Annotated in this window: 23 protein-coding genes; 7 read left to right on the forward strand and 16 right to left on the reverse strand. The window is 66.2% G+C overall.

The window, feature by feature from the left end:
• The 4 genes from ACH34R_RS19365 (at position 1) to ACH34R_RS19380 (ending at position 9,798) form a co-directional block, all read left to right on the forward strand.
• Complete coding sequence (locus ACH34R_RS19365; protein WP_397562833.1) at positions 1–879, forward strand: replication-relaxation family protein; 879 nt, start codon at positions 1–3, stop codon at positions 877–879.
• Positions 876–1,508, forward strand: a complete 633-nt coding sequence (locus ACH34R_RS19370) for a C40 family peptidase (RefSeq protein ID WP_397562834.1) — start codon at positions 876–878, stop codon at positions 1,506–1,508. Before ACH34R_RS19365 ends, ACH34R_RS19370 begins: the two co-directional genes overlap by 4 nt.
• Positions 1,509–1,891: 383 nt before the next feature.
• Positions 1,892–8,407, forward strand: a complete 6,516-nt coding sequence (locus ACH34R_RS19375) for an RHS repeat-associated core domain-containing protein (RefSeq protein WP_397562835.1) — start codon at positions 1,892–1,894, stop codon at positions 8,405–8,407.
• Positions 8,404–9,798, forward strand: a complete 1,395-nt coding sequence (locus ACH34R_RS19380) for a hypothetical protein (protein ID WP_397562836.1) — start codon at positions 8,404–8,406, stop codon at positions 9,796–9,798. The genes ACH34R_RS19375 and ACH34R_RS19380 overlap by 4 nt, the downstream gene beginning before the upstream one ends.
• Positions 9,799–10,240: 442 nt before the next feature.
• Here the strand turns inward: ACH34R_RS19380 and ACH34R_RS19385 are convergent, their stop codons facing one another.
• From ACH34R_RS19385 to ACH34R_RS19405, 5 genes are all read right to left on the reverse strand, one after another.
• On the reverse strand, positions 10,241–10,879 hold the full coding sequence (locus ACH34R_RS19385; protein ID WP_397562837.1) for a hypothetical protein: 639 nt from the start codon (positions 10,877–10,879) through the stop codon (positions 10,241–10,243).
• A 363-nt stretch (positions 10,880–11,242) separates the two neighbouring features.
• Positions 11,243–11,503: a hypothetical protein gene (locus ACH34R_RS19390; RefSeq protein ID WP_397562838.1), complete on the reverse strand. Its 261-nt coding sequence runs from the start codon at positions 11,501–11,503 to the stop codon at positions 11,243–11,245.
• A 141-nt stretch (positions 11,504–11,644) separates the two neighbouring features.
• Positions 11,645–12,133: a hypothetical protein gene (locus ACH34R_RS19395; RefSeq protein ID WP_397562839.1), complete on the reverse strand. Its 489-nt coding sequence runs from the start codon at positions 12,131–12,133 to the stop codon at positions 11,645–11,647.
• A 227-nt stretch (positions 12,134–12,360) separates the two neighbouring features.
• A complete protein-coding gene (locus ACH34R_RS19400) occupies positions 12,361–12,885 on the reverse strand; it encodes a hypothetical protein (RefSeq protein ID WP_397562840.1) in 525 nt (174 codons plus the stop codon).
• A 774-nt stretch (positions 12,886–13,659) separates the two neighbouring features.
• Positions 13,660–14,337, reverse strand: coding sequence for a hypothetical protein (locus tag ACH34R_RS19405; protein ID WP_397562841.1), 678 nt, complete (start codon positions 14,335–14,337; stop codon positions 13,660–13,662).
• Positions 14,338–15,135: 798 nt separating this feature from the next.
• On the opposite strand from ACH34R_RS19405, the gene ACH34R_RS19410 reads away from it, so the two are divergent.
• Positions 15,136–17,529 (forward strand): ATP-binding protein, encoded by a 2,394-nt coding sequence (locus ACH34R_RS19410; protein WP_397562842.1) that lies wholly within the window; start codon positions 15,136–15,138, stop codon positions 17,527–17,529.
• A 79-nt stretch (positions 17,530–17,608) separates the two neighbouring features.
• Here the strand turns inward: ACH34R_RS19410 and ACH34R_RS19415 are convergent, their stop codons facing one another.
• The 8 genes from ACH34R_RS19415 to ACH34R_RS19450 are packed head-to-tail and all read right to left on the reverse strand — an operon-like array spanning position 17,609 to position 24,343.
• Positions 17,609–20,005: a BTAD domain-containing putative transcriptional regulator gene (locus ACH34R_RS19415; protein ID WP_397562843.1), complete on the reverse strand. Its 2,397-nt coding sequence runs from the start codon at positions 20,003–20,005 to the stop codon at positions 17,609–17,611.
• Positions 20,002–20,379: a hypothetical protein gene (locus ACH34R_RS19420; RefSeq protein WP_397562844.1), complete on the reverse strand. Its 378-nt coding sequence runs from the start codon at positions 20,377–20,379 to the stop codon at positions 20,002–20,004. The genes ACH34R_RS19415 and ACH34R_RS19420 overlap by 4 nt, the downstream gene beginning before the upstream one ends.
• Before the next feature lie 8 nt (positions 20,380–20,387).
• Positions 20,388–20,792 carry a TadE/TadG family type IV pilus assembly protein gene (locus ACH34R_RS19425; RefSeq protein WP_397562845.1) on the reverse strand — a complete coding sequence of 135 codons (405 nt, stop codon included), beginning with the start codon at positions 20,790–20,792 and terminating at the stop codon, positions 20,388–20,390.
• Complete coding sequence (locus ACH34R_RS19430; RefSeq protein WP_397562846.1) at positions 20,792–21,163, reverse strand: TadE family protein; 372 nt, start codon at positions 21,161–21,163, stop codon at positions 20,792–20,794. The genes ACH34R_RS19425 and ACH34R_RS19430 overlap by 1 nt, the downstream gene beginning before the upstream one ends.
• Positions 21,160–21,363 carry a hypothetical protein gene (locus ACH34R_RS19435; RefSeq protein ID WP_397562847.1) on the reverse strand — a complete coding sequence of 68 codons (204 nt, stop codon included), beginning with the start codon at positions 21,361–21,363 and terminating at the stop codon, positions 21,160–21,162. The genes ACH34R_RS19430 and ACH34R_RS19435 overlap by 4 nt, the downstream gene beginning before the upstream one ends.
• A gap of 15 nt (positions 21,364–21,378) precedes the next feature.
• On the reverse strand, positions 21,379–22,218 hold the full coding sequence (locus ACH34R_RS19440; protein WP_397562848.1) for a type II secretion system F family protein: 840 nt from the start codon (positions 22,216–22,218) through the stop codon (positions 21,379–21,381).
• The gene (locus ACH34R_RS19445) at positions 22,218–23,069 is read right to left on the reverse strand and encodes a type II secretion system F family protein (protein ID WP_397562849.1); all 852 of its coding nucleotides are present in this window, start codon (positions 23,067–23,069) and stop codon (positions 22,218–22,220) included. The genes ACH34R_RS19440 and ACH34R_RS19445 overlap by 1 nt, the downstream gene beginning before the upstream one ends.
• The gene (locus ACH34R_RS19450; protein ID WP_397562850.1) at positions 23,054–24,343 is read right to left on the reverse strand and encodes a CpaF family protein; all 1,290 of its coding nucleotides are present in this window, start codon (positions 24,341–24,343) and stop codon (positions 23,054–23,056) included. Before ACH34R_RS19450 ends, ACH34R_RS19445 begins: the two co-directional genes overlap by 16 nt.
• A gap of 58 nt (positions 24,344–24,401) precedes the next feature.
• Between ACH34R_RS19450 and ACH34R_RS19455 the strand changes: the two genes are divergently transcribed.
• Complete coding sequence (locus ACH34R_RS19455) at positions 24,402–24,614, forward strand: hypothetical protein (RefSeq protein ID WP_397562851.1); 213 nt, start codon at positions 24,402–24,404, stop codon at positions 24,612–24,614.
• A 57-nt stretch (positions 24,615–24,671) separates the two neighbouring features.
• Positions 24,672–24,980, forward strand: a complete 309-nt coding sequence (locus tag ACH34R_RS19460) for a hypothetical protein (protein ID WP_397562852.1) — start codon at positions 24,672–24,674, stop codon at positions 24,978–24,980.
• Positions 24,981–25,003: 23 nt separating this feature from the next.
• Here the strand turns inward: ACH34R_RS19460 and ACH34R_RS19465 are convergent, their stop codons facing one another.
• Genes ACH34R_RS19465 through ACH34R_RS19475 form a run of 3 tightly spaced genes read right to left on the reverse strand, consistent with a single transcriptional unit; the run spans position 25,004 to position 26,885 of the window.
• The gene (locus ACH34R_RS19465; RefSeq protein WP_397562853.1) at positions 25,004–25,636 is read right to left on the reverse strand and encodes an SAF domain-containing protein; all 633 of its coding nucleotides are present in this window, start codon (positions 25,634–25,636) and stop codon (positions 25,004–25,006) included.
• A gap of 11 nt (positions 25,637–25,647) precedes the next feature.
• Positions 25,648–26,475 carry a hypothetical protein gene (locus tag ACH34R_RS19470; RefSeq protein WP_397562854.1) on the reverse strand — a complete coding sequence of 276 codons (828 nt, stop codon included), beginning with the start codon at positions 26,473–26,475 and terminating at the stop codon, positions 25,648–25,650.
• Positions 26,469–26,885, reverse strand: a complete 417-nt coding sequence (locus ACH34R_RS19475; protein ID WP_397562855.1) for a hypothetical protein — start codon at positions 26,883–26,885, stop codon at positions 26,469–26,471. The genes ACH34R_RS19470 and ACH34R_RS19475 overlap by 7 nt, the downstream gene beginning before the upstream one ends.
• Between the last annotated feature and the right edge of the window lie 47 nt (positions 26,886–26,932).

Consider the following 26,932-nt stretch of genomic DNA (forward strand, 5'->3'; position numbering starts at 1 on the left):
ATGACCCAGTCCCGCTTCACGCCCGCCGTCCTGGCCGCGCTCGCCGTACGTCTCACGCCCCGCGACCGCAAGATCCTGCGCGCCGTCTGGGACCACCGCGTCCTGACCTCACCCCAGATCACCCAGCTCTTCTTCGACACCGACACCGCCACCCGCAAGCGGCTGCTCACCCTGCACCACATGGGCGTACTCGAACGCTTCCGCCCCAACCTCCCCGTCGGCGCCGGAGCCGCCCCCTACCACTACGTCATCGGCGCGGCCGGAGCCGCCGTCCTGGCCTCCGAAGATGGCATCGAGTTCGCCACCCTCGGCTACCGCCGCGACCGCGCCCTCGGCATCGCCCACAACCAACGCCTCACCCACCTGGTCGGCGTCAACGACTTCCACGCCACCCTCGCCGCCTTCGCCCGCCGCCACGAAAACGCCCGTCTGGTCACCTGGTGGCCCGAACACCGCTGCACCGCCCAATGGGGCCAGACCGTACGCCCCGACGGCTACGCACGCTGGCACGAAGACGGCCACACCCTGGACTTCTTCCTCGAACACGACACCGGCACCGAACCCCTGGACCGTGTCGCCGCCAAACTCGACGGCTACGCCCTCCTCGCCCAGCGCACCGCCATCGTCACGCCCGTCCTGTTCTCCGTCCACAGCGACCGCCGCGAAGCCAACCTCCGCACCCGCCTCCTCCAGCACCCGGCCGCCCAAACCGTCCCCATCGCCACCACCTCCCGCACCGGCGGCCTGATCAACGACGGCCCCGCCGGCCAACGCTGGCTCCCCCTGCACACCCCCAACCCCCGCCTCCGCCTGGCCACCCTCGCCACCCACTGGCCCCACCTCGGCCCGCGCGAACTCCCGGCCCAGGCCACCGAATGATCGGGCTCACAACGGCCGTAGCAACCGGCACCGGCCTGGTCATCGGTATCGTCCTGCTCGCCGCAGCAACCGGCGGCGCCCACCAAGCCGTCACCTCCACCTGCACCCACCCCAGCGGCCCAGGTCTGAGCCTCGGGCAGGTGGCCAACGCCCTCAGCGCCCGCCACAAGACCGCGGCCGTGTCCCTGTGCAGCCGCCAATCTCCCAACGCGCAGGCCGACCCCGCTTCGAACCAAGGGGCAATAGCAACTCGCGCTGCCCTGACGATGCTCGGCGTTCCCTACTCCTGGGGCGGCGGGGGACCGGAAGGTCCCAGTTTCGGCATCGGCCGCGGTGCACGAATCCGGGGCTTCGACTGCTCCGGCCTCACCGAGTACGCCTGGGCACAAGCAGGCGTCCGAATCGGCACCACCACCTACGAACAGTGGCGAGCGGGCTCACACGTAGCCAAGAGCCAGATCTCCCCTGGCGACCTGATCTTCTACGAGACCGACCCAGCCCGGCCCGGCCCCGATCACGTGGGCCTGGCCATGTCGGCCACCCACATGGTGAACGCCCCGCACACAGGAGCCGTCGTCCGCATAGACCCCATCGAGCGCGTGGGTTACATGGCGGCGGTTCGCCCATAGCGTTCGATAAAACAATCCTTCGTTGTGATGTAAGTCACACTAATCCGGGCCGCGGACCCAGACGCATCATCTGACCAGTCTTCATGCGGTCAGTGTCGGCCACCTCGTGACTACACGCATTGGGAAAGACACTTTCCCGGCATTGACCGATTCCCTGATATGGCTCACATTCCAGGTGATTCATTCTTTGGCCTGTTGTTGGCGCGTGTAGCTGTGCGCCAGTTTGTCATTGGACGGGGTACCGAATGCGTTTTCGTCGTGCGCGAATATGGCTGGTGGTAATGGTGGCCGGATTATCGGCCCTGCTGATTATCTCTGGAATAGGCGCACCGGAACCGCTGGTGCGGTCTGCGTCGGCTGCCGGTCCAACCCCTGAGCCGTCCGTGGACGGTAAGGCGATTCCGGCGAAGAAGACCACCAAGGGTGCCGAGGAATCTCAGCCCAAGGTCAAGCGGCGCGAACCGGTGTGGCCCAAGGCGGGCAGTGCCGAAGTCGGCCTTTCAGGCAGGGCCTTGGCCGAGGCCGATGGCCTTCCCGTCAAGGTGGCCGCCGCAAAGGGCAGCGACGTCACCCGGGTGAAGGTGGAGACGCTTCCCGCCGAAGCGGTGCGCAAGCTCGGCGGTGTCGGTATCGCCGCCCGGCTGGTACGCGCCGATGGCAGGCAGGCGGCCGGGAAGGTACGCGCCGAGTTCTCCTATGCGGGGTTCCGGGACGCCTACGGCGGGCAGTTCGCCGGGCGTCTGCAGGTGCTGCGGCTGCCCGCGTGTGTACTGCAAAGCCCCCGGCCACGCGGATGCATCACCCGGCCGACGCCGATCAAGGCGCACAACGACCTCAAGAACGCAACACTCGTCGCCGACGTCGAGACAAGCGCGGCCGACCCCGCCCAGGCCGAGCCTAAGCCTCCGGCGACGGGGGGCAAGGACCGTAAGGCCGCCGCCGCCAAGGCCGCGGAGGCCGCGTTGGCCACGCAGCTCGCCGCCGGGTCGGTGTACGTCCTTGCGGCGGGTATGACCGGCCCGGACGGCAACTGGGGAGCCACCGACCTGAAGCCGTCGGGCACCTGGCAGGCCGGTACCTCCGGCGGCGGGTTCGATTACGGCGTGCCGCTGCCCGAGCCGCCCTCGCCCGCTGAGAGTGGCCCGGATCTGTCGTTGCAGTACAGCGCCTCGTCGGTGGACGGGCAGGGCAAGTGGACCAACAACCAGGCCGGTGTGGTCGGTGCCGGTTGGGATCTGAGTGCGGGGTTCATCGAGCGTCGCTTCCGGCGCTGTGACGTGGACAACTTCTACCACCCCGAGACCGCCGACCTGATCTGGATCGCCACCGAGCCGAACGGAATCGCCGGCAAGGCTCTGTGCTGGGAGTCGCCGGATGAGAACGACGGCGACAGTACGACCAACGACAAGTCGCAGTCGGAACTGGTGTTGAGCGCGGGGGGCCGGTCCGCGCAGATCGTGAAGGACCGTACCTCGGGCAAGTACAAGACGGTTCCGGACTTCGGGTGGAGGATCGAGCAGGTCAGCGGCGGGGCGGACGGTCAGCCGTACTGGCGGCTCACCGACGAGAAGGGACAGGACTGGCGGTTCGGGTACACCGCCGACGCGCAGTGGCAGGTGCCCTATGTCGGCAATGAGCCCGGTGAACCCTGCTTCGACCGGTACGAGAATGACGCCATCCCGCCGACCTGCAACGGGGTGTGGCGGTGGAACCTGGACCGGGAGGTCGACCGCAACGAGAACGTGACCGACTACTCCTATGTCGAGGAGACCAACTACTTCTGCCTGCCCTCGTGCCTGCACGAGACCTACCGGGTGCTGCCCTACAACCAGGGCGGTCATCTCGCCGAGGTGACCTGGGGTCACAACACCCAGGTGACGGGCAGCGTGCCGACCGCGCGGATGACGTTCAGTACCTCCAGCAGGGGCGGTGTGGACGAGCCGACCGACCTGGACTGCCCGCTGCCGATCGACTGTGGGAACAGTGCGATCGCGTTCTACTCCAGCCGCAAACTTGATTCGATATCCAGTGAGGCGCGCCACCCGGACACCGGTGAGTGGGACCCGGTGCGCCGCTTGGTCCTCAGCCACGACTGGATCTATCAGCGCACCGACTTCGGCCCGCCGTACGACCCGGTGCTGTGGCTGGACACGGTGCACGAGGTCGGCGTCGCCGGGGAACAGCAGATCACCCTGCCACCACATGACTTCGACGCGGTGATGCTGGCCGGGAAGATGGACTACGACACCACCTCGGACTGGACCGACCTGCTGTCGTGGCGGATGGTGCCCAGGATCGCGGCGATCGGCAACGGAATGGGCGGCCGTATCGAGGTCACCTACGGCCAAGCGGACCCATGTGGCGGCGGCAAGGGCCGCGACGGTTCTGATTACCTGCCTGATAAAACCGGTGACTGCTACCAGGTCGACTATGGCAGCGACCCCGACTCGGGATACGAGAGCTGGGCACGGTTCTACAAGCAGCTCGCGGTCAAGATTGTCGAGCGGGACATGGTGGCCGGATCGCCGGACATGGTCTACAACTACGAGTTCATCGGCTCGCCGTGGTGGACCAACCGGGTGCAGTTCGCTCAGCCGAACCAGGCGCCCACCGGCTCCGACTGGCGCGGCTACGGACAGGTACGGACCATCGAGGGCTCGGGCACGGACCCGTCCGGGTACAGCGTGTCCACCCGCACCTTCCTGCGCGGCACCGGTCAGGCCGTCCCCCACTTCGAGGGCGGCACGGTCACCGATGTGGCGGCCCTGCAGGGAGTGGTTCTGCAGGAGCAGGAATGGAAGATGACCTCGCTCAGCCCACGTGCCTATACCGAGGTCGATTCCACCCGTTATGAGTACACCGTCCAGTCCACCGGCAACGGCCCCGGCACCATGGATCCGGCCTTCGTTCTGACCACTCGTGAGCGGTCGCGGGAGAAGGTCACCGGCGGGGGCTGGCGGTACACCGACAAGCGCACCGCCTATAACGCCGACGGCCTGCCGAACAAGGTCAACGAGTACGGCCAGGACGGCACCGCCGCCGACAACACCTGCACCTCCACCACCTACGCCCGCAACGGCGACCCAGGGCAATGGCTGCTCGAGTTCCCCTCGGTGACCGAGGTACGCGCGGGTGACGACTGCACCTCCGGCACGATGATCGGCAAGAAGGTCGTTCTGTACGACCAGGGCAGCGATCCGGCGACCAACAAGCCGACCGATGGCAACGCCACCGAGGTGCGCTCCTATGCCAGCGCTGGCGCGATCTCGACCGCCAAGACCACCTTCGACGACTACGGCAGGCCGCTGACCACCACCGACGCACTGGGCAAGGTCACCACGACCTCCTACTCACCGGCCGTGGGGTGGCCCGCCAACGGGATCACCGTCACCAATCCGCTCGGCCACACTCGGACCGTCCGTGCCTCGCACCGACATGGAGCGCCGACCAGGGTGACGGACGCGAACGCGAAGGTCTCGGAGTTCGACTACGACGCCCTCGGGCGCACCACGGCGTTATGGAGCCCGGGTCAGTCCCGTAGCGGTGGTACACCCACAGCGACGGTCGTCTTCGACATTCCTTGGGAGGGGTGGGGGCAGCCAACGGGACCGACAAGGACGAGTGTGCGGCGCCTGATGACCGGAATAGGGGAAAGTGCGAAATGGGTTACGACTCACTCTTATGAAGATGGCTTCGGCCGCACTCGTGAGCTCCAGACCGCATCGCCCGCTGGCGGCCGGATCGTGTCGATCACCGGATATGACAACCGCGGGCTGGTCACTACGTCATCCGATCCACTGTACAACGAGGACGACGCCGGGTCGGGCTTGCTGAATCCGGAACCGACCGCCGTACCACAGTGGACCAAAAAGCTCTATGACGACCAAGAACGCGAGACGGCTTCGATCTCCTACCATCTCGGTACTGAGTTGCGCCGTACCACGACGGTTTACCCAGGAATGGAACGGACAGAGATCATCCCTCCAGCGGGTGGCAAGAACGCAACAATCACCGACGTTTTCGGCCAGACAGTCAAAGACGAAGAGTGGATCGATTCGACGACCCACTACGACACCACCTACGCATACGACCTCAACGGTAATCTGACGAGGATGACAGACGCCAAGGGTAACGTTCGTACGGCCAATTACGACTGGCTGGGGCGTCGTGTCGCCGCCACTGATCCGGATTCGGGTTCTGCTGTCTTTGTTTACGACGCCGCAGGCAGAGTTACTTGGAGCACCAACGGCAAGGGCCAGAAGATCTCCAACACATACGATGCTCTGGGTCGGAAAACGGCACAGTGGGCCGGGGAAACGGGTACCGGCTCGAAGCTCGCCGAGTGGAGCTTCGATATTCCGGAGAAGGGGCACCCGGCTGCATACATCCGATACGTGAACGGTCAGCCGTACACGCAGACCATCACTGCGTATGATCACGAATACCGTACCGTCGGCACTACAGTAAGTATTCCGGCCAGCGAAGGAGCACTAGCCGGTCAGTATGTTTTCACCTCCGAGTACGACGTACTTGGCAACCTGCGCGAGCAGGGCATGCCGGCGGTTGGTGGACTCCCGGCGGAGAGGCTTCGCTTCTCCTATACCGATGAGGGTCTGGCCAGCGGCCTGACTTCTGATTTTGCAGGCGGATTCACATACTTGAGAGACAGCACCTTTACTTCGACTGGCAAGTTGGCGTCTCGCTCCCTCGGTGAGAACGGCCACATCAAGCGGACGCTACTCCGTGATCCGGCGACCGAGTGGTTGAGCCGCGTCACCACACAGACCAAGGCCGACACCGCCCTACCGAGAACCGTGCAGGACGACGTGTTCAGCTATGACGTACGCGGCAATATCACGCGGATCCTGGATGCGTCATCCGCGGTCCCGGGCACAGTCGGGCAATCAGAGTGCTTTGCCTACGACGGCCTGCAACGCCTGGCATCGGCGTACACGACCACCGCCTCCTCCTGCACTGGTCAGACCGACGGGCAGGGCCTCGATCCTTACGATCTCTCGTACACCTACGACATGGTCGGCAACATCACCACCGTCCGGGATGGCGACCAGACCGCCACGTACACATATCCCACCTCAGGCCCGACGGCGATCCGCCCCAACGCCGTCACATCCATTACTCGCCCCAGTGGCACGGACACCTACAGCTACGATGCTGCGGGACAGCTCGTCGGCAGGAATGTAGCCGGAGAGCAAGGTTCATTCGAATGGGATGAACTAGGTCAGCTTGCCGCAGCGACTGTGGGCGGCGAACCAAGCTCTATGGTGTACGACGCCACCGGGGAACGTCTGATACGCCGCGAGGACGGTGTTACCACCCTCTATCTCGGCGCGATGGAAATTGAGCTATCCGCAGGGTCGGTGACCGCTAAACGCTACTATTCCACTGCCAACGAGACAATGGTGGCCATGCGCAATACCGACGGCCTTACCTGGATGCTCGCCGGCCTCCAGGGCAGCCAGCAGCTTGCCGTCGATGCCACCACCGGCCAGGTCGATAGAGAACGATACCGACCTTTTGGCCAGCGTCGCGGCCAAGATGATCTGACGCTCACTGATCGTGGCTTCCTGGGAAAGACCGAAGACAAAAGTACAGGGCTTTCGTACCTTTCGGCACGCTATTACGATCCAGCGATAGCCCGGTTCATCAGTACCGACCCTCTCCTTGATCTCCGCAAACCCGAACTGGCCAACCCCTACTCATACGCCGGTAACAACCCCATCGGCCAATCTGATCCATCCGGTCTGCGAGTCGACACAGGTAACCGTGACTCCGATCGCACCTTCTATAAAAAATATAAGCCCAGTGGTCAGAAGAAGACGAAGTGGGAACGGCGCCTAGAGAAAAAACACAAAAAGGCGGTGAAGGAACAGGAGCGTAAGATGCGCTCCCGGAGTGAGGCCCTCAACCGCTTCCTTAAGAAGGATCGGGAACAGCACAAGGATGCCCATCGCGCCTGGGATCGTGTGAATGGCTGCGACGAGCCGCCCTGCGCCAATGGGTACGCCTACAGTTCAGGAATCTTAGGTGAAGGCGATGGCGTCGTCCAGGACATTATTCTGAGGAGCAGGAAGGCTAAACTACCTAATCGTTATCGTCGCAAGGACTCCGATTCTTGCAACAGTTTCACAGCAGGCACCTTAGTGTTGATGGCCGATGGCTCAAAACGAGCCATACAGATGGTCAAGGTCGGCGACAAGGTGGCGGCAACCGACCCGAAAAACGGAAAGGTCATATCTAGGGTGGTCATAGCGACCACTACTAGTGAAAGCACCAGAGACTTCGTCGGAATAGTGGTCGTCGCCGACGGGCACGAGGGCAAGCCGGCACCGATCTCCGCAACGAAGGACCACCTTTTCTGGGCACCAGAACTCGCCGCATGGCTGTCGGCGGCACAGTTGACTAAAGGTCATGCACTGCTCGCCGACTCGGGTGAGCTGATGCGGATCGCCGCAGCGACATCGACGAGGCAGCGCCAGCGTGTATACAATCTTACGGTCAGCGGTACCCCCAGTTATTACGTCTTCAGTGGACAAAACGCGTTTCTCGTCCATAACGACGATACATGTGTAGAGATTGATGATGCTCATATACAGCTCAATCACACGCCCGAGGGGATGTTCCAGGATCCAAGCAAGACGGAGTGGCTCCCCGAGACAACGAAGAAGTCGCGTGAAAATATAATCAAAGATGTCCTAAGGCGTGGACGTGAGGTAAAGGACACTGAGAACAGAGATGGCGGCGTCAAGGAGTTCTCCTATCAGGAACCCATTGGGAGAGATCGTAGGACGCGGGGGGATCTATATACGATGCGGGTGTACTATAGCGTAGGTCCGAATGGTGTCTACTTCGTGCGAAATGCGTTCCCTGTAAAGCGATGAAATCGATCGAAATCACTTTCAGAACCGATGCGCTCTACTCGTCCACGGGTAAGGAGAACTGGAGTGACCTCCGGTTCATCAGCCTAGACGAGCTGTCCTGGTACTACTTTCTCGGGCGGTTCAGCATCGTCGTGCACGGCGTCGAGGTCGGTCCCGACTGGGGCTGGAACCCGCTGCTCCACCTCGTCAGAGGAATGAGCACCGTTCTGGCGGCAGTCGAGACCAACGGAGAAGCAAGGTTCGGCTTCACCGAGAATGACGAGCGACTAATATTCCGCCAGACCGGTAGCGACCTGACGATATCGTCTACGTTCAGTCCGAGGACGGTCGTTTGTGCGCTGGCCGAATTTGTCCAGGCGTACGAACTATTCGCCCGCAATGCGATGTCGCGAGTGCTTGAAGGATATCCTTCTCTCCAGGAGAATCCCGAAGTGCTCGTACTGGCAAGACGGCACGGAATCACCCTCCCGCCAAGGCGACTCGAAGCGGGCTGGGACGATGTACCCGTGCCCCGTGTGGACGAGGTCGTCGCTCGGATAGACAGAATCGTGACCGCGGTTGCCGATGAGATCGGCGATCGGCCCGCGCTGGGAGAGTTTTTGGAGATCGTCGGCAGAGCAGTACCCGATTTCGGCGCTCACCTGGACGAAGCGATCGAGTTGCCACTGACGTTTACAGCGATACTGCGCGGAGGTCTGCCGTACGAGTCGGATCAGGCATCGCGGGCAGGTCGGCTGAGTGCTGCAGTGCTGGACGAAGCGAGCGGTCTCATGGCGTTCATCGGGCAGTCGGCGTACTCCGCAACCGGCACGGCTGTGCCACCCCCCGCGTTCGCCGCGCACCTAATGGCGGCGTTGGCAGCATCGGACATCGCTTTCGCGGATGTGCGTGGCGGCGAGGTACTACGATTGAATGTCGCTTTTGGGCTTCGCGGTAGAATGCGGAAGGTCGGTGACGTCCTTGCGATTCCTTCCGAGTTCGGCGGCTACCATATGGCTGTGATCGTGGCCCGTAATCGCTTTGGCATGGCGCTTGGGTTGTTTCGGGGTACCGTAAGCACGCCGGAGGTCGAGAGAATCGATCGCGGGGCTGTATGGCGGCACCCCGTCTATGTTGATCCTGAAGAAGTCGCTACATGGTTCTGGAAGTACGCCGGGCACGAGCGGTCACTACTGGACCTTTTTCCAAGCGATCCGGAGATTTTTCATTCGGCGAGCATGTCCGTGTCTCCCTCCTCGGCTACAGGGTTCGGCGTGGCTGAAGCTGTTGACGGAAGCCTTCGGACAATCGGAGAAGAGGAAGCGCGGAAGGCCGGCCTTGTGGACGGTAGTTATCTGCAGAAGTATCTTGCTGTAGAGCTTGAGGCACTCCTGGAGGAAGCGGTGGAGTAGGTGCGCGGGTTACCGATCCTGTTGCATCGGGCACCCTGCGGCCAGCTCAGAACTCCTATCAGAGTGATCACTTGTCGCCAGCAGATGATCGCGGCGGCAGGTGAGATGAAGCCCTCGTGGATGTCGTCACGGATCTCCCAGCGGATGTCCAGGCGGCGAACCCAGTGCGGCGGCACGATGGTCTGCTCGATCACTCGTGGACGCCCAGGCCGAAGCCGCGTTCGGTACATGGCCGCGAGGACAGGCTTGACCCCGGTGGCCCAGACCACCCGCTGGCACTTGTCCGAGTAGCTGCGGCATGTTGCCATCCCGCCGGCTCCCTGAGAACCGGTCGCGCCCGTCTCCAGGCAACCAAGCTCAAGCAAGCCCCAAGGCCCGCCAGAGCGCATGGTGAACTCGCGACACTCGGGACTCCCGGGTGCGATTGCCTCTCCGCCCCTGGTTATCGGTCTCGTAGCCGCTGCTCGACGGCGTTGCCGCTGAGGCCGATTGCCCGGCCGATGCTCGGGCGGCTCGCCCCGTCGGCCAGCAGCTCCCGCGCGATGGCCGCCCACTCCTCCGGCGTGGCGGCGGCCTGGAGGCGCGTGGCCTCTTGGTGGGTGAGTTCGCGACCCCGGCGGGCATCGATGTCGGCAGCACTCGTCACCCCGGCTCCCCGCCGGTGATTGAGCAGCTCCACCACGTCGCCCGTGCGGTAGAGGGTGCGGGCTCCCTGGGTGCGGTGGTCCGCGTGCGCGTCGAACATCGGCCGGTACTGAGAGAGCGTCTTGCCGTCGATACCGAGCAGCCGGGCGATCGCACCCAGGGTACGCATCTCGTTCGGATCGCCGGGGATCTCATAGCGGCGGCGCGGTCGGGCGCGAGCCTTCTCCCATTCGGCGAGCCAGACCTCCAGGGCCTGGCGGTCGTACACCGGTTCGCCGGGCCCGGGGATGCCCGGCCGACGGCGGCGGCCGACCGGGCGTGGGAAGTCTCGTGCCGGCCGCCAGCGTATGGCGATGTGCTCGGGCGTGCGGCCGATCTCCTTCGCCCATTCTGCGAGGGTGATCGTGTCGCCCCCTTGGTCGTCATCCCTGGTCATGTCCACCATCTTCCACCTGAAGGGCCCGGCGGCGACTGCTCTGTTCACTGGCGGGGCGGGCGATCTCGTAGCCGGTGCCTGGTGCGCGGTGTCCTATCGGTTCGGGGTCGATGAGTTGGCGGGTCGGTAGGGTTGAAGGCGTTCCTTCCTCGTGGGGTGGAACGTCGGCGGCCGGTGTGTGCGAGCGGGCGTTGCCCGTATCACCGGCCGCCACTGACTGCCACCCGGGCGGCGGTGTGGCAGTCAGTGAGGCTTCAGGCCTATTGGCCAAAGGGGGACGTGGGCGGCCTGATGCTCGGCTCTTCCCGTTCGTGCGGCAGGCGACGGGGTTTGAGAGCAGTGTCTTGAGCTGAGGTTTTACCTTCACTCTTCCGGCGGCTCTGGTGGGCTTGCATCAAGGTGGGCGAGTGTGGCCAAGACTGACCGGAAGGGTGTCGATGGCCCGTCGTAGCGGGTCAGCTCGGCGGCTATGACTCCGGTCTCGGTATCGACGATGGTCCAGGTGCCGGCGCGGCGCGGCTCTCCGGGCCGGTCACGGGTCAGCTCGTCGAGGCGAGCCTCGGCGAGGCTCATCGTGTCCGCCGTACCGAGGACCCGCCCGGCCGGATCGCGAATCTCGTACATGGTGCTCCTCTTCCGGGGGGCGGTGCGCTCGTGCGTCCCCTTCAGGATGACGGGTCGCGCGGGGCGGCGACGTCCGGAGCGTTGTTCTGTGGATAACTTCAGGGGCGGCCCCGCGGGCTGCCCCCGAAGTTGCCGTCCCTGCTATCGCCGGGCGCGGCCTCTCTTCCGGTTGAACACCGCGTTCGCTGCGGCAGCGGCTTCTCGCCAGGTCGCCACCTGCCGGTCGTATGCTTCCCGATCGTCGGCCACGATGGTCAGCGGCCCGACCGCTATGGCCAGTTCCCCGCACTGGCTGCGGGAGTGGAGGTAGTTGCGGGCGAACACCTCCACCGATTGCTTGCCTTGCAGCCCGATGGTGATGTGGCTGGTGTGCCGGTTGATCACCGTATAACCTGCGGCGCGCCGCGCGCCGAACACCCGCTCCGCCTGACCGCCCGCGTTGCGCCAGACGGTCATCATGGTCCAGGCGGCCTGCTCATCCCAGAGGATCACGATGGCCCCGGGGAGGTAGACGTCCACCTGGTCGCGGCGGGGGACCACGCGGGTCTCCGCCGCGCCGGTCAGGCGGAGGGTCACGCCGGGGAGGTAATGCATGGTCCGCGGGGCTGGGGCGGTCTTGGTGGCCTTCATAGGACTCCTTCTTGTTGTGGGGTGGTGGCGGGTGTGCGTCCCGCATGTTAACTAACTACAGTATACCCGTATAGCTGCTTAGGAAGCCGGAGAACATCGCCTGAGCTGGATCTTTATCTAGCCTTGAGCTGTCACGCCGACCCCCGACACCCAGGGTCTTGAGCCCCTATCCTGGGGAGCGGCCTCCAACTCCGCCCTTGCTTTCGACGGCCGGGTTTGGAAGGGGGTCAGGAGCCGACTCCCTTGGGAGTCGGCTCCGTACCTTCACCGAGTTCGGTAAGGAAGGCTTGGAGCAGCGTGTAGCCCGGCGACGCCGGGGTAGGCCGGATGCCGATCTGGAACATCTCCGGCTCCTCGAACACCGGATCGCCGTTCGGGCGGCGAGCGTATGCGACACGCCCGTAGTCCACACCGGCGCCCCGATCGAAGCTCATCCAGGTGATGGCCTCCTGCTCGCCTTCCCGCAGCGGATGGTTCGACACGGCGCGCACTGAGACCGAGTCCGGCGGCGTGAACACCCACACCTGAGGAACGGCCAGCACCCAGCGGATCGCAGCGATCTCGCGGGCCTTGATCGCGGCACGGCGTTCGAAGGCAACAGCGCTGGAGACGTCGAGCGAATGGTCATAGTCGCTGAGCACCAGCGTGCGCGTTCCTTGAAGGGCCACGATCGTGGGCAAAGTCCGGCACACGATGCACCTCTCCAACCGCTGTACTACATCGAACAGGAGTTCGGCCGTCATCTCATTCATTCATGCCCCTCGTTCCCCCGGTCGAGTGTCCCGCAGATCACACCTGGTCGCTGGCAGCAACGACACTGCGGCATCTGCCGTACTGAGGAAACTATGGAGTTCACCTGGTCAGTCTCGGACGCAGGCCGGGTAACGGTCGCCGGCCCGACACCTCCTGTACTGCTCGGGCGAGACTTCCACCCTCTCGCCTCTCCCGGTGATCAGCCAGTACCGCGCGGGCACATACCGCGTTGTGCGGACGCATCCGTCAGCCTGCCGACCCGCGATCTGTCTACCCCCACACTCCAGCCCCTTTGAGTGGACCTTGGGCTGCACCCGTTTGGCGACGATGGGGCGTTGCGGTGCGGCCATGCACGCGACGGTAGGCGCCAGTACGCCGATCAGGCACATAACTCTGATGATCTTTGGTGACAGTGTCATCGTGGAATCCTTTGGAGTGGTGAGCCGTTGTGGTGTTCACCGGTGGTGTCGGCGTGGTTGGCCAGGGTCACGCCGGACATGGCTCGCCGTCCGTACCGCGCTGTGGATTGTGGCCAGAAAGTATCCGGACGGTGGCGGACGTCTTGGCAGGACGCATTCTCATCAAATCGAGAATGTGGTTAGGGGCGTTGTTTCTGCTCACATATAAATACGGCTGGCAAGCAGGCCCGATCGTCTATCGGCTGGCCCGATCTTGCCAGGAATCAGACTGCTTGAAGAACTGGCTTACCGAGGAACCGGCATGGCATAAGAATGGCCCCAGGGCGACAGCCCTGGGGCCAACGGTGCGTCTGGTCAGTCGCCCGCGCTTTCCGTCCCTCCGTAAATCATCGTGTCCCTGGCGTCATCCAGGCGCGCCGACAGATCGGACCACTCTGCTCTCGCTGCGTCGCGCACTTTGATGACGTTCCAGCGAGAGCCGTACGAACCGCCGTACATCTCCTGTGCGACCGACGCCAGCACACCGGCCCGCCCGAGATCCTCCGCCTGTGAGGCGAACTTGTATACGCGCGCCAGTACCGGGAAGTCACGACCGTCGCCGTAGGCGGTCTGGAAGATCGCTTCGCTGTTCTGAGCTACAGCCGACGCGACGACGGCCCGGGTGAGGGTTTCGGCCTGCGGTGGCGTGCTCACGGGCTGGTCACCCTGAGTGCCGTTGTTCTGTGCTGTGGTGAGGTCAGCCCGGTAGCCGTTCCGGGCGGCGGCGTCGCGGACCGCCCATCGCTTGAGAGTGGTCCGCGTGACGATCATTTCGCCACCGTCGCGTCGGACATAGATCCATGCTGGATCGTCCGGCGTACTGGTCGGCGCGACCTGGCACTTGGTCGTGATGTCGCGCAAACGCTGTGCGAACATGAGCACCGCATCTTGAGTGACGTCGTCCGAAACGTCGTCGGTACCGTAGGGTGCGTGACCGTCGCGTACTACGGTCGCGCTTCCGTCCATCCGCTTCCGGGAACGCGCGGCGTCCACCGTGCGGCAGTATCCACGCGCGAGGTCTCGAATCTCCTTCCAGTCGTCTGGTGTTACCCGCGCGATGTCCTCTGATGTGAGGGTCGCCCCCGGGACACTGGTCGGGACGTACCTGCCGGGAATTTCGTTCGCCATAGTCGGCTCCGATCTCCTATGACACGCGTTTCGCGTGCCACCCTTGCTTTCGACAATCCAATTCAATCGCGAAGGGAGGAGAGAGGCAATTGCATTCGGTGGAGTGTCGGCTACTGATCTGCGAAACGTGGCGTTACCGGCTCGGCTGTACGGATATTCGTGCCTCAATACAGAAAAGTGACTAGTAAATCCTGGGTTGGTTGTGAGGGATGTATTTGTTCGTTGGAATCGGCTTGTGGCTGCGCCCCCGCCCATTAACATAGGTGGCACCGACGCCTACGAGTCGGGGTTGGTACCGCACCCCTCATCGCCCCCTCTACCAGCACCAACGCGCCCGCCAAGGCGTCGCGCTCAAGACTGACCGGCGCACACGCTGACGCTCGCCCCGCCCGGTGTGCGGCGACTGGAGGCACATGGTTCTCGCGTCCTCTAGTGCGAGTGGGCGCTCTCCTGGCAGATGGCCCACTGGGGTGTAACCATGTCTGCCGGATCAGCTATCGACGAGGCCAGGCGGTGGCTGAGCCACGCGTCGCGCCCGGAATTGGGCCAGAGTCGGATCGAGACCCCACCCTACCCATATACAATTCGCAATCAAGCGATTCCGCTCCGTATCGAGACGTGGTGAGAGCGGGCCGAGGGCCAAGGGGGGTGTAGAGACCTCAGATGCCTGGCATCAGGTGGCGGCGGACATCCCACGCACAACGCATCGCCGAAGGCGCGACAGGCAACCAGATCAGCGGCGGGACGGTGAACGGTCCCGTCGTCCAGGGCCGCGATGTCACCGTGCATATGCGCACGCCCGCGCCGCCGGTGATGTCGCGGACGCTGATCCGGGACACACCGACGTTCACGGGCCGCGACGGCGAACTACGGACGCTGGTCGACGCGGTGACGCGAATGGAGGCTGGGCGGTCGGTGTTGGTCTGCACCATCAACGGCATGCCAGGGGTGGGCAAGACCGCGCTGGCCGTGCATGCCGCCCACCGGCTGACCGACCGGTTCCCCGACGGGCAGTTGTTCATCACCCTGGACGCCCACGCCGATGGCCCCTCTCACGCCGACCCGACCTCCGTGCTGGAGGATCTGCTGCTGGGACTCGGTGTCGAGCCGCGGATGATCCCGGCCGGGTTGCAGGCCCGTGCCGCCCTGTGGCGGGACCGTCTGGCCGGCAGGCGGGTGCTCGTGGTGCTGGACAACGTGGCCTCTGAGAGCCAGATCGAGCCACTGCTGCCGGCCACCGCGGGTTCGTTGGCGCTGGTGACCAGCCGGGCGCAACTGGCGGTGCCCGGCGCGATCCCGATCAAAGTGGACCGGTTGTCTCCAGCGGAAGGGGCGTCGCTGTTCGTTCGCGAGGCAGCCCGCCCGGTCTCCCACGATGACCAGGAGGCGGTGCACGAGCTGGTGGATTCGTGCGGAGGACTCCCGCTGGCCATCGCCATCATGGCCGCCCGCTATACCCACCACACAACCTGGACCCTGGCCCACCTGGTCGTGCAGATGCGCGAACATGAGCCGATGCGGCACTTGAGGCACGGTGATCGCAGTGTTCAGGTCGCGTTCGAGGTGTCCTACCGCGACCTGCCCCCGCGCCGGCAGCGCGTCCTGCGCATGCTGGGCCTGTACCCGGGCGGCGACTTCGACGCCTACGCCATCGCCGCCCTGGCCGAGCTGCCCCTGCCCGCCGCCCGCGCGGAGCTGGACAGCCTGACCACCGCGTCATTGCTGATCGAGACCGGTCCCGGCCGCTACCACCTGCACGATCTGCTGCGGGCCTACACCCGCGACCTCGCCGCGACCGCCTGCGACACCACCGGACGGTCCGCCCGCACCGCCGCGGAACGCCTGCTCGGCTACTACACCCACACCGCCCACGCGGCCGGACGGCACTACCGGCGCTTCGCCGCACCCGACCGCCTCCCCGCCCACTCCACGCCCGCCGCCGTCCCGCCGATGACCTGCCGCGAGCGGGCGGGCGTCTGGCTGGAGACCGAACACGGCAACCTGCTCGCCGCGATCCGTGCCTGGGCCGACGTCCATCACCCCCATGCCGTGGCCCTTTCCACCGCTATCGCCGGTTTTCTGCTCACCCGGGGCCATTGGGACCAGGCCGCCGCCTTGCACAGCAAGGTACTGGCCGCCGCCGACCGCTGGGCCGACCAGCACGGCCGGGCCACCGCGCTCACCAACCTCGGCCATGTGCACCAACGGCGAGGCGAGTACGACCAGGCCGCCGACCACTACCGTCAGGCCCTCGCCCTCTACACCGAGCTCGACGACCTGCACGGCCAGGCCCACACCTTCACCGGGCTCGGCCTGGTGTACGGCCCGCAGGGGGAGTACACGCAGGCGGCCGGCCATCTTCAAAGAGCCCTCGCCCTGTACACCGCCCTGGGCGAGACGCACGGTCAAGCCCAGATCCTCATCAACCTCGGCAATGTCCAGAACGGTTGGGGTGACCACCAGCAGGCCGCCGACCACTACCGGCGGGCCCTCGCCCTGTACAACGAGCTCGACGACGTGCACGGCCAGGGCACCGCGCTCACCAACCTCGGCCATGTGCGCCAACGGCAGGGCGACTACGACCAGGCAGTTCACCACCACACACGGGCGTTGGAACTGTTCGCTGATCTCGGCGATCCGCACGGTCAGGGCATCGCGCTCACCAACCTCGGCCTGGTGTGCCAGCGCCGATGTGAGTATGAGCAGGCCGCCGAGTACCACCGACGGGCGTTGGAATGGTTCACCGAGGTGGGCGATCAGGATGGGATCGTCCAGGTACATAACTACATGGGCGAACTCCTCGCCGCGACCACCTCGGGGGAGCAGTCCTACGTTCGCTTTCAGCAGGCTTTGAAGCTGGCCCGTGCCATTGGGGCAGCGAGGGAGGAGGCGCGGGCGCTGGAAGGCATCGGCCGCTGCCACCTCCGCGAGGCCCCACCCGGCGACGCCGCTGCCGTCCTGCGTCAGGCTCTCACCATTTACCGGCGCCTCGGCACCCCTGATGCCCAGCGGATCGAGAACGCGTTGCGCGACCGCCCCCGAACCCCGGCGACTTGACCCCGCAAGGTGATGTGGCTCATACGGTGGCAGATCCGGGGTGCTCGGCAACGTGACTAACACCTGGTCAGGAGCGGGCCTACGGGGAACGCCGCCTGCCCTGGGGAGCGCTCCTGGTTGTAGTGGTTGCCAGCAGTTCTTCGGTCTCTGACGTTGGTTCGACCTGGAGGCCGTGGAGGTGGGCGCGGAGTAGTTGGCCTGTATGGCGGGCCTGGGCGGGGCGGCCGAGGTTGTGGAGGAGGCGGATCAGGTGGCACCAGGTTTCTTCCGCGTCTGGGTCGATGTCGCGGGCTCGTTCGAGGGCGTCCACAGCGCGTTCGGGGTCGTCTGCCTGGCAGAGCGAGGCGAACTGGGTGAGTACATCGACCTGCGCCAGGGTGAGCGGGTATTTCTCGTCCAGGACCCAATCCTCGTGGATACCGGTGGCCAGTTCGCCGCCGCAGAGGGAAGCCGCTTGGGCGAGCGCGTCGCGTCGGGTGTCGGGGGTCGTGCGGGCGGTCTTGGCCGCCTCTTGGAAGTCCCAGAGGTCGTAGCTGATCTTGGCAGAGTCGATGCGGTAGGTTTCGTCGTCCATGGCCTGGATGAAGGGCTCGCCTGTCAGGCCGGTGGCCTTCTCCAGGGCGTCGCGGAGGTGGCGGAGGAGGCTGTGGAACTCGTGGCCGAGTTGCTTGCCCGGCCACAGGGCCTCGCCGATCGCTTCCTTGGTGGCTCCCTGTGGGTGGAGGGCGAAGTAGACGAGAAGCAATAGCTTCAGCCCTCGGATGCGTAGTGGCTGGTCATGGCCTTTTACCCAGACGGCGGGCTTGCCCAGGACGCGTACGCGGATCGGTGTGGCGTGCTCCCAGGGGATCGCCGTTGCGGTCGGTGCGGGGGTGTCGGGGGCGTTGTCCACAGGCTGTGCATCGGCGAGGTTGCGCAGGGCGTCCACGAGATCGGCGGCCGGTAGGTGAACGAGGGAGGCGTTGTGCAGTGGCCGGGCGTACGGTCCTTCTGCGGTGGTCGCCCGGTGGTCGGGGCCGATGTGGCAGGTGGAGGTCCAGGTTCCAAGCAGCAGTGCGCCGAGTCCGTACTGCGCACCGGCTGTCACAAGCGATTGGAGGCGTGCTGCCGTGTCGTCTTCGATCGTGCCGATGAGCAGGACGTTCGGCAGGAGTTCGCCGGGGTCGCGTTGGCGTAGTTCGTCGATGTCGGCGGCGTCGCGTTCTGCGAGGATGCGTCCTCGGGTGAAGTGGATCTCCTCCAACCGGTCGGCTGGTGAATCGACGAGGGTGACGCCTGGCAGGCGGTTGGCGAGCGCGTCCAGGCCGTCTCGGTCGAGTTCGACGATGGCCGCGGCGTCGGCGGTCGTGATGATGATCTCCAGGCGGAAGTTGCCGGCCTGGTGGAGGAGGTCGAGCAGCAGAGCGCGGACCACGTCCAGCGATCCCGGTCCGGTGAGTCCGAGGCTGAGTCCGCCCAGTGGTACCGCGGCAGCCGTACCGTCGTCGTGAGTACCGATCACCAAGCGGTCCGGGGCTTCGATCGACGACATCTGCCGGATGAGATCGCCGTTCGAGGGCACTGATACGCCCTGATCACGGAAGGGCTGGAAGAAGGCGCTGCGAGCGGCTTGGACGACGGCGGGAGGGCGAACCGGGTCATCAGATCGCCGCCGGCGGCGGCGGTGGAACTGAGCGGCGGCGTAAGCAGCGCAGACGCCGCTTGCCGCCGACAGAGCGATCACGGCGCCGGAGGGCACGTTGATCGTCACGACGAGCCGCCCTCCGAGGTCTTCCGTCTGTGCCTTGGCGGGAACCGGCTGTGCTGCGCTGGGCTGGGCCTCGGGGATGAGGGCCACCGAGCGGGTGTGGTCCAGGGTGATCGCCTCTGGGCGGAGTTCGGGCAGTCGGAGCTTCCAGCCTGGGTGGATGTGTTCAGGGTCGGTGAACATCTGCCCATCGACCTGGCGGCGATGGGCATTTAGCTTCCAGATCTTCCGCCAGCTCCGCGACTCCCCCAGCTCGTGCTTGGCGATCGACCAGAGGCTGTCCCCCTTCTTGACCACATGGGTTCGCGGATCCACATGCTGTGGAGCGTCCACGACGGGCCGTCCGGGCGTACTGAACGAGGCCGCCTCCGCCTCGATGGGCAGCATGGCGAAACTCAGCGAACCGATCAATCCGGCCGCGATGCCTTGCAACGGCCCGAGCATCGGCACGTGGATCTCCACACCACGGACCGCCGCAGCCGCCTCGACCACCAACGCCGCCGTGAATGCTCCCCACAGCAGCCACAGCGGACAGGCAAGTGCCTTGAGCAGTACTTCCTCCGAGATCGGATTCATCAGGAACGCCTCGATGTCCCCGCCCGTGGGAATCGCGCGAGGCAGTGGCCAGCCCGCGAAACGGACCAGCATCACCGGTATGCCGACCTCCACCCCGATGAGCAAGGCACAAACGGCCAGAACCCGACCAACGACAACAAGGAACCTGATCACCTGATGACCCCCGTCACCCCACGCTGGGCCACGGCCGTGGCCCTCCCCGTAACCCGAATCGACCCCAGCCCCGCCAGCCCAAGGATCTGCGTCGGCTGGACCGCCTGCACGGTCACCGTCACCGTGTCGCCGACGACCTCCACGGCCGCGGTGTCCGGGGTGGCGGCGATGTAGGAGAGAGCGGCGGTACGTGCCCGGGTGGCGTCCAGCCGTACCGTGGCATCGCGCCGGTACGCCGCCAGGTCGAGCTGCTGGGCGCCGGAGCGCGCTGCCTCCTGGGCCTCGTTCAGGGCACGTACCCGTGCACCGAGCGCGAGCCCGCCGTCCACGACCAGCCCGCAGAGCAGGAAGAGCGCCCCGATGATGGCCACCACGAAGCCGGTCAGTTCGACCTCCAGTAATCGATCGGCGCGGAGAACGACGCCGTAAGCGCCGAACTCCCGGGCAGCCGGACGAGCGCCACATCCGACAGCTTCACCGTGCAGGTCACCGACACCGTGACCGTTCCGCCTGGCCGGAAAGAGGCCAGCCCGACGCTCACCCTCCGATCGGCACATGTCACACGCTCGGCCCCCAACGCCATTTCCGTTACCTTCCGCGCCGCCGACTCGGCGGCGGCTGGAGTACGGGCGATCGACGCGGCCCGCGCTGCTTGGTGGGCCGCGTTGTTGACCTCCAGCCGTGCCGTCACGAGCCGGCCCACGGCAACCGCGAACAGCGCGAGCACGATCAGCAGCGTCGTCAGCAGGAGGACTTCCGCGGTGACAGACCCTCGATCGTCACGCATCACCGGTCGCCCCGGAAGCGTTCCACCGGCCCGTACGCGACGGTCGTCGCCGGAAGCCGCAAGAACGGCACGACGGCCGGCGCCACCCCCGAGACCTGAACGCGTGCGGCCTCCGCCGTACGGGACACCGACACCTGCGGCGACCGCAGCACCGAGCCGCCCAGCCGCGACAGCAGGGAAGACGCCTCGGCCCGCCCCGCCCCCGCGCTTCCGCCATGCGCCCGCGCGACCGCCAGCGCCTCGGCCGCCGCCACCTCGGTGACGTGTACGGCGTGCTGCCACATCCCGAACTGGACCACCAGCAAGATGAGCAGCATCACGAACGGAAAGACCACCACCAGCTCGGCCGTGGCCGAGCCCCGATCGTTCACCGCAGGTCGAGCGAGTTGGCCTTGGCGAGCAGCTTGGACATCAGCACCGCGCCGACGGCGACCGCGATGGCCACCAGGATCGCGACGACGACCACGGTTTCCGTCGTATAGCCCCCGTCCGGCCGCTGCCTGGCGATCTCCCGGCACCTTCGCACCCTCTCCCCGCAGGCGACAAAGACCATCAACGCGATTCGGGCCATGGCCCTCCCCCTCGTTCAGAACCCGGTCAGCACTGCGGCGATGGCCGGGTACCCCGTGAAGATCAGAAATCCGACGAACAGCCCCACCGTGGCGACGCTCATCCGCTCGGTGGCCGCCTGCGCTTCCGTTTCGATCGCGGCGAGCTGGTGGGTGCGGATCGAGTTCGCCTTGGCGATCAGCGACGCGCGTACCCGCGCCCCTTCGGTACCGGCCAGGGCGACGGAGGCGGCCAGCTCGGACAGTTCGCGGATGCCGTACTCCTCGCCGATCTGCCCCAGCGCCGACCAGGGCGTGCGACGGGCGGAGGTCGCCGCCACGAGCGTGCTGCGAAGCCGGACGAACGCCCAGCCACCGCCCTGTTCTGCGGCATCGGCCAGCGCGCCGTCCACGCCCCGCCCACCAGCCAGCGACACGACGACCAGATCCAGAAAGGCCGAAAGGGCGTGCCGGAACTCGGCCCGGCGCCTGGCCGCCTCCGACCGGAGTGCCAGATCGGGTACGAAGAATCCGAGCGCGCCAAGCAGAAGCATGTACCAGACCGGCACCTGCCAGGGCATCGGCACACCCGCTAGAGCCAGAACCGCGTACACGGCGGGACCGAGCAGCGCGAAGACCAAGGTCGCGACACCCTTCTCGGCGAGGTGCCGGACCATGCTCTTGCCGCAAACGGCCAGGTCACTGGAGGGGGCCTGTGGCATGCCACGGGCGGCCAGCAGGCGCGTCCGGCTCTGGGGGAGGCTGTGGCGGAGCCGGGCCAGCTCTAGGGCCAGCGGCCGGCGGGACGGCCAGAGGCCCGAGACGATCAACATCACCCCGAGGCCGATCCCCGCTCCGAGCAGCAGCGACGCCGCCATCAGGTCTCCGCCCGGCTGAGGATGCGCGGCGGCTCGTGGATCCGGCCCAGCCGGTGGATGAGTACGAACGATCCGGCGAACGCCACGCCCACCAGGAGCAGTACCGCCTGACCGGTCGCGTTGTCGTAGGGGGCGAGGAAGTCGCGGTTGAGGAGTACCAGGCCGCCCGCCATGAGCATGGTGACCGCGATGACCGTACGTACCGAGGAGCGGGTCCGTGCCCGCGCGGCGGCGACCCGGAGCCGCATCACCGCGTGGGCCCGCGCCACCTCTGCGAGCCGTCCGAGCAGCTCGCCCAAATGCCCGGCCTGCCGGGTAGAGGCCATCACCAGCGTGGAACACACCAGGTCGGCGGTCGGGTCGGCGAGTTCGTCGGCGAGCTGCTTCAACGCCTGGGCCAGCCGTTCACCGCGATCGACGCGCGCCGCGGCCTCGGTGACCTCGCGCCGGATGGCCTCGGGCACGATCGGAGCCGTACTCATGATCGCCTGGTGCAGTCCGGCGGACGCGGCGAGGGTGTCCCGCAGCATCTCCGCCCAGGTCGCCACCGCTTCGATCTTCTCGACGCGGCGGGCATGGTCCCGGTCAGGGCCAAGAGCCTGCGGCAGGAACCAGGCACCCAGCCCGGCCAGGAACGCCCCGACCGGCCACCGGGTGAGCGCTCCGACGAGTACGCCGGCCCCTGCGCAGGCCGCGAGCCTGACCAGCAGTTTCGGATGCAGTGTGGGCCTTGGCCGCGCTTCGATCGGACGGCCCTGGAAGCCGGAGACCATGAGCAGCGCGCCAAGCCCGAGCCCGGCGCCGGCGAGTGCGGAGAGCATGGCCAGGGCGCTGATCACGACAGCAGCCACCCTTCGACGTCCAGTCCGGCGGCCTCCAGGTCGTCGAGCGTCTCGGTCCGGAGCGGGTTGGTGCGTACGGCACGCCGGTCGAGTCCCGGCGCGTAGACCTCGTTGGAGATCACGTTGATGCCTTCGCAGCCCACGACCTCCCGGACACTGGAGATCGCCCGCCTACCGTCCCTGGTGACCGCCATGTACACGACGAAGTGCAGAGCCTCTGAGACCAGCAGGGCGCTCGCTTCGGCCGACAGGCGTTCGGGTGCCTGGGCGGCGAAGGAGGCCAGCCGGGAGAACGCGCCCTGGCTCGAACTCGCGTGCAGCGTGCACAGCGACCCGTCGTTGCCCTGCGTCATCGCGTTGAGCATCGGAATGCACTCATCGCCCTTGACCTCGCCGACGATGACGCGGCTCGGTGACATGCCGAGGGCCGTACGGACCAGGCCCGACAGCGTGACCGCGCCCAGGCCCTCGATGTTGGCCCGCCGGGCCTGTAGAGCCAGGACGTTGGCGTGCGTGGAGCGGTCGCGATCAAGGCCCAGCTCGAACTGCTCCTCGACCGTGATGATCCGCTCATGCCGGGGCACTGCGGAGGCCATCGCCCGCGCGAGAGTGGTCTTGCCGCTGCCGGTGGCTCCGACGATCACGATGTTCTTGCGGGCCGCGACCGCGGCGGCCAGAAATGCCTGCATGGGGCGGTCGAAGGTGCCGGTACGGCGGAGTTCGTCCAGTGTGGCGGTGGGAAAGCGGTGCCGGCGGATGGACACGGCGGGGTGCCGGGAGACGGCCATCGTGGCGACAAGCCGGGAGCCGTCGGGCAACTCCATCTCCAGGGTCGGCGACCCGGGATCGAAGCGGCGTTCGCCGACGCCGAGGAGCGCGGCGGCGGTGCGGACGAGTTCGGTCAGTTCCTCATCTGAGGAGGCCACAGGGCCGACCTCGCGCTCGGTGCCGTCGGCGTAGCGGACGTGGACGTCGTCGTAGGCGTTGGCGTTGATGTTCTCGACCAGCGGGTCGTCCAGGTACTGCTGGAAGCCGCCCAGCCCGAACAGCGCGTTGTCGACGGCCCGGGCGACCTGGGCTTCCCCGGTCGGGTCGAGCGGTGGCCGTCCCGAATCGAGTGCCCACCGTCCGTGGGCGTCGAGCGCTTCGGTTATCAGAGCTTGGCCGAACTTCCGCCGCTCCTGCGGCGACATGGGCGCCCGGCCGATCTCCTCGTCGGCGCGGGCACGCTCGGCGATCCGGTCGGCGACCTCGCCGCGGATCTTGCTGATGAGGTCCTGCACGGGCCCGCTCCATGAGGGTCGCGGCTAGCTCGGCGGCAGCGCGGGTCAGGCGGGTACGGTGTCGCCGTCCTTCCAGGAGCGCCCGCGCCGCCGGATCATGACGGACGTGGGCGGTGACCGGCAGGCCGAGGGCGGCCGTGATTTCTCCTGGCGGGTACGGTCCGCGTCCCATCAGGATCAGTTCGGCATGCGGTACGGCTTCCTCCAGCCCTTCGAGGTGGACCAGGTCCGGCATCCGAGGTCGCGTCAGTACCAGAAGCCGGTCCGTTAGGGCGGCGAACTCTCTGGACGGGCCGGTGAGCCGCCCTAGATCGGCCACGATCGGCGTGTGCGCGGGCACCTCCTTGAGCACTTCGGGCAGGGCCGGGGCCAGCGCACTCAGTACCGCGCTCGCGCGATCGGACCGGGCGGGTGCGGCGATCACTGCGACACCGGCCGGCAGCATCTGAGCGTTGCGGCCGAGCACGTCCAGGCCACGGTTCCGCCGTACTTCAGCCGCCAACGAAACCAGGCCAGGATCGGGCGGGAGCCGGAGAAGGCTCGCCAGGTCGCCGCCGGACGCATCCAGTTCGAGGAGCGTCGCATGTGCGGCCAGGGCGAGCGCGTACGCGAGCGTCGTCACCCCTGGAGCGCCTGACATCGAAGCCACACCGATCATGGTCAAGGCGCCACCTGCATCAAGGTCGTCAGTCCCTGCGCGGCCGGGGCGGCGACCAGGCGCGCTTGGGCGTGCGGGAGCAGCAGCGTGACCACCGCGGGGTTCTGTGGCTCCGTGGGACGATCGATCTTGGTCACGACGGCGGTGACGGAGACGGGCGCCGTCCGCTGCGAGTCGGTTGCGTCGGAGACCGTGGAAACGGCGACGCGGTCTCCTGGTCCGATGTCAGGTGGGTACTGGCCCGGCTTGACCGCGACGCCGATCAGCGCTTGGCCTGGCTGCGGATACGTGGGGCTGCCGAGGTTGCCCTCAGTGAGAAGGGCACCGGCCACCATAGGGACCCGCAGCCGCCTTCCCACGACCTCCTGCACTCGATCGGCCTGGACGAACCGTACGCCTGGCCCCACGGTCACATTGACCGTGCTGAGGTCGTGCCGGCTCAGTGTGTGGCCGACAGGAAGGTCGGACTGAACGGCCAACGCGGACGCGGACACCTCGGCCCGCATGGTGAATGTGGTGGAAGCGAAGGCGCATCCCATCACCACAAGCCCGCCGAGCAGAACGCGTCCGGCGCCAGGGCGCGTGATGAACGGAAGCGGCTTGGGCTTCACCGGTTTGAGCGCCGACTTGACCACGATTCCCCCGTTCAGGACGCCGTTATGATCGCTTGGCTCTCGGCCACGCGGAAGCTGGTGGTTGAGGCGGTGGTCAGCGGCGGCAGAGTGCCGTCTTCCCTGGCGGTGGACCAGGTGACCGCCCATGTGATCGTCGCGGTGACGCGATAGCGCCCTCCCGGAACCGTCGCGCTGGACTCCTGGTAGCTGTGGCCGCAGGTCGGTGAGGCCTGGTTGGGATCGTGACGACCGGGCTGGAACCGCGTTCCGGGGCCTCGGCAGGTGACGGTGCGGCCGTCACCCATGTCCCACGAGATCGTGGTCGGCGTAGCTGTCGCCGTAGCCGTGATGCCGTCGGCGTCGGCGGCTGCGCTGTGGGGCTGCCAGGTCGCAGGCCAGACCGATAGCCAGATAGGGAGGCGTACGAGTTGGGGTACGTCCTGCTTGGGCGACGAGACGATCTTCGGCCGCGGAAGCTTCAGACGGTCGCGGGCCATCAGCGCCACCATCACTGGGGTGACTTGCCCATCCGCCGGGTCACGCTCGGGCGCGCCGCCATCCCTGACCAACAGTCCCGGCTGGCCGGGGCACTGGATCATCGACCATCGGCCGCTGTCGAACGCCCCCGGTGGCGGCTCTGCGGGCACGGTGGTGCAACGCGGCTTCTCCGCCTGGGGAGCAGGCTTGCCACCACTGTTTCCAGCAGACCGGCCGTTCCACCAGCGCCGGGCTTCTGTAACGCAACCGGGACCGCCACTCCCACCACATTGAATGAAGGCCGCGCCCCCACCGTCGCCGTCGGTCGGCGTCAGGCTGAATAGGGTTGTGACAATTCCGCCAACAGCTAGTAGTTTCAGCACGTGCCCACCTCATCCAGGAGGTAGGAACTCACGTACCATGAGCCCTCACGCCGAACGAGTAGCGCCGTAGCCTTGTGACGGCCTCCCGCTTCAGCCTCTTTGGCTTGTTTGCCGCTTTTAGCATGAGGGCCGAAGTGAGAGTCATCGACACAGTCGGCGATGGTTGCTGAATTTTCGGTGAATTCGGTCACCTGTGGGTGCAGGAGCGGCTTACCTTTGAGAATCTGTCCCTTTTGACTTGCTACGTAGAGCCCGTGTCGGAGGACCACTTCGGCGTCGCCGATGGCATGGTCGCCGAGAACAGAAGCCTCCCAGTCGGCGGTACGGCCTGCATCCTGAAAGTCCAGCCACATGCCGCGGTATGCAGTCAGAACAGCTTGCTTCGCCGCAGCCAGAGTGTCGGTCGGCACGGGCGAGTGAGAGGTGTCTGGCGCTTCGGAGCGCGAGGCGGACGACT

The sequence above is a fragment of the Spongiactinospora sp. 9N601 genome (assembly GCF_044326295.1).
Lineage (GTDB): Bacteria > Actinomycetota > Actinomycetes > Streptosporangiales > Streptosporangiaceae > Spongiactinospora > Spongiactinospora gelatinilytica.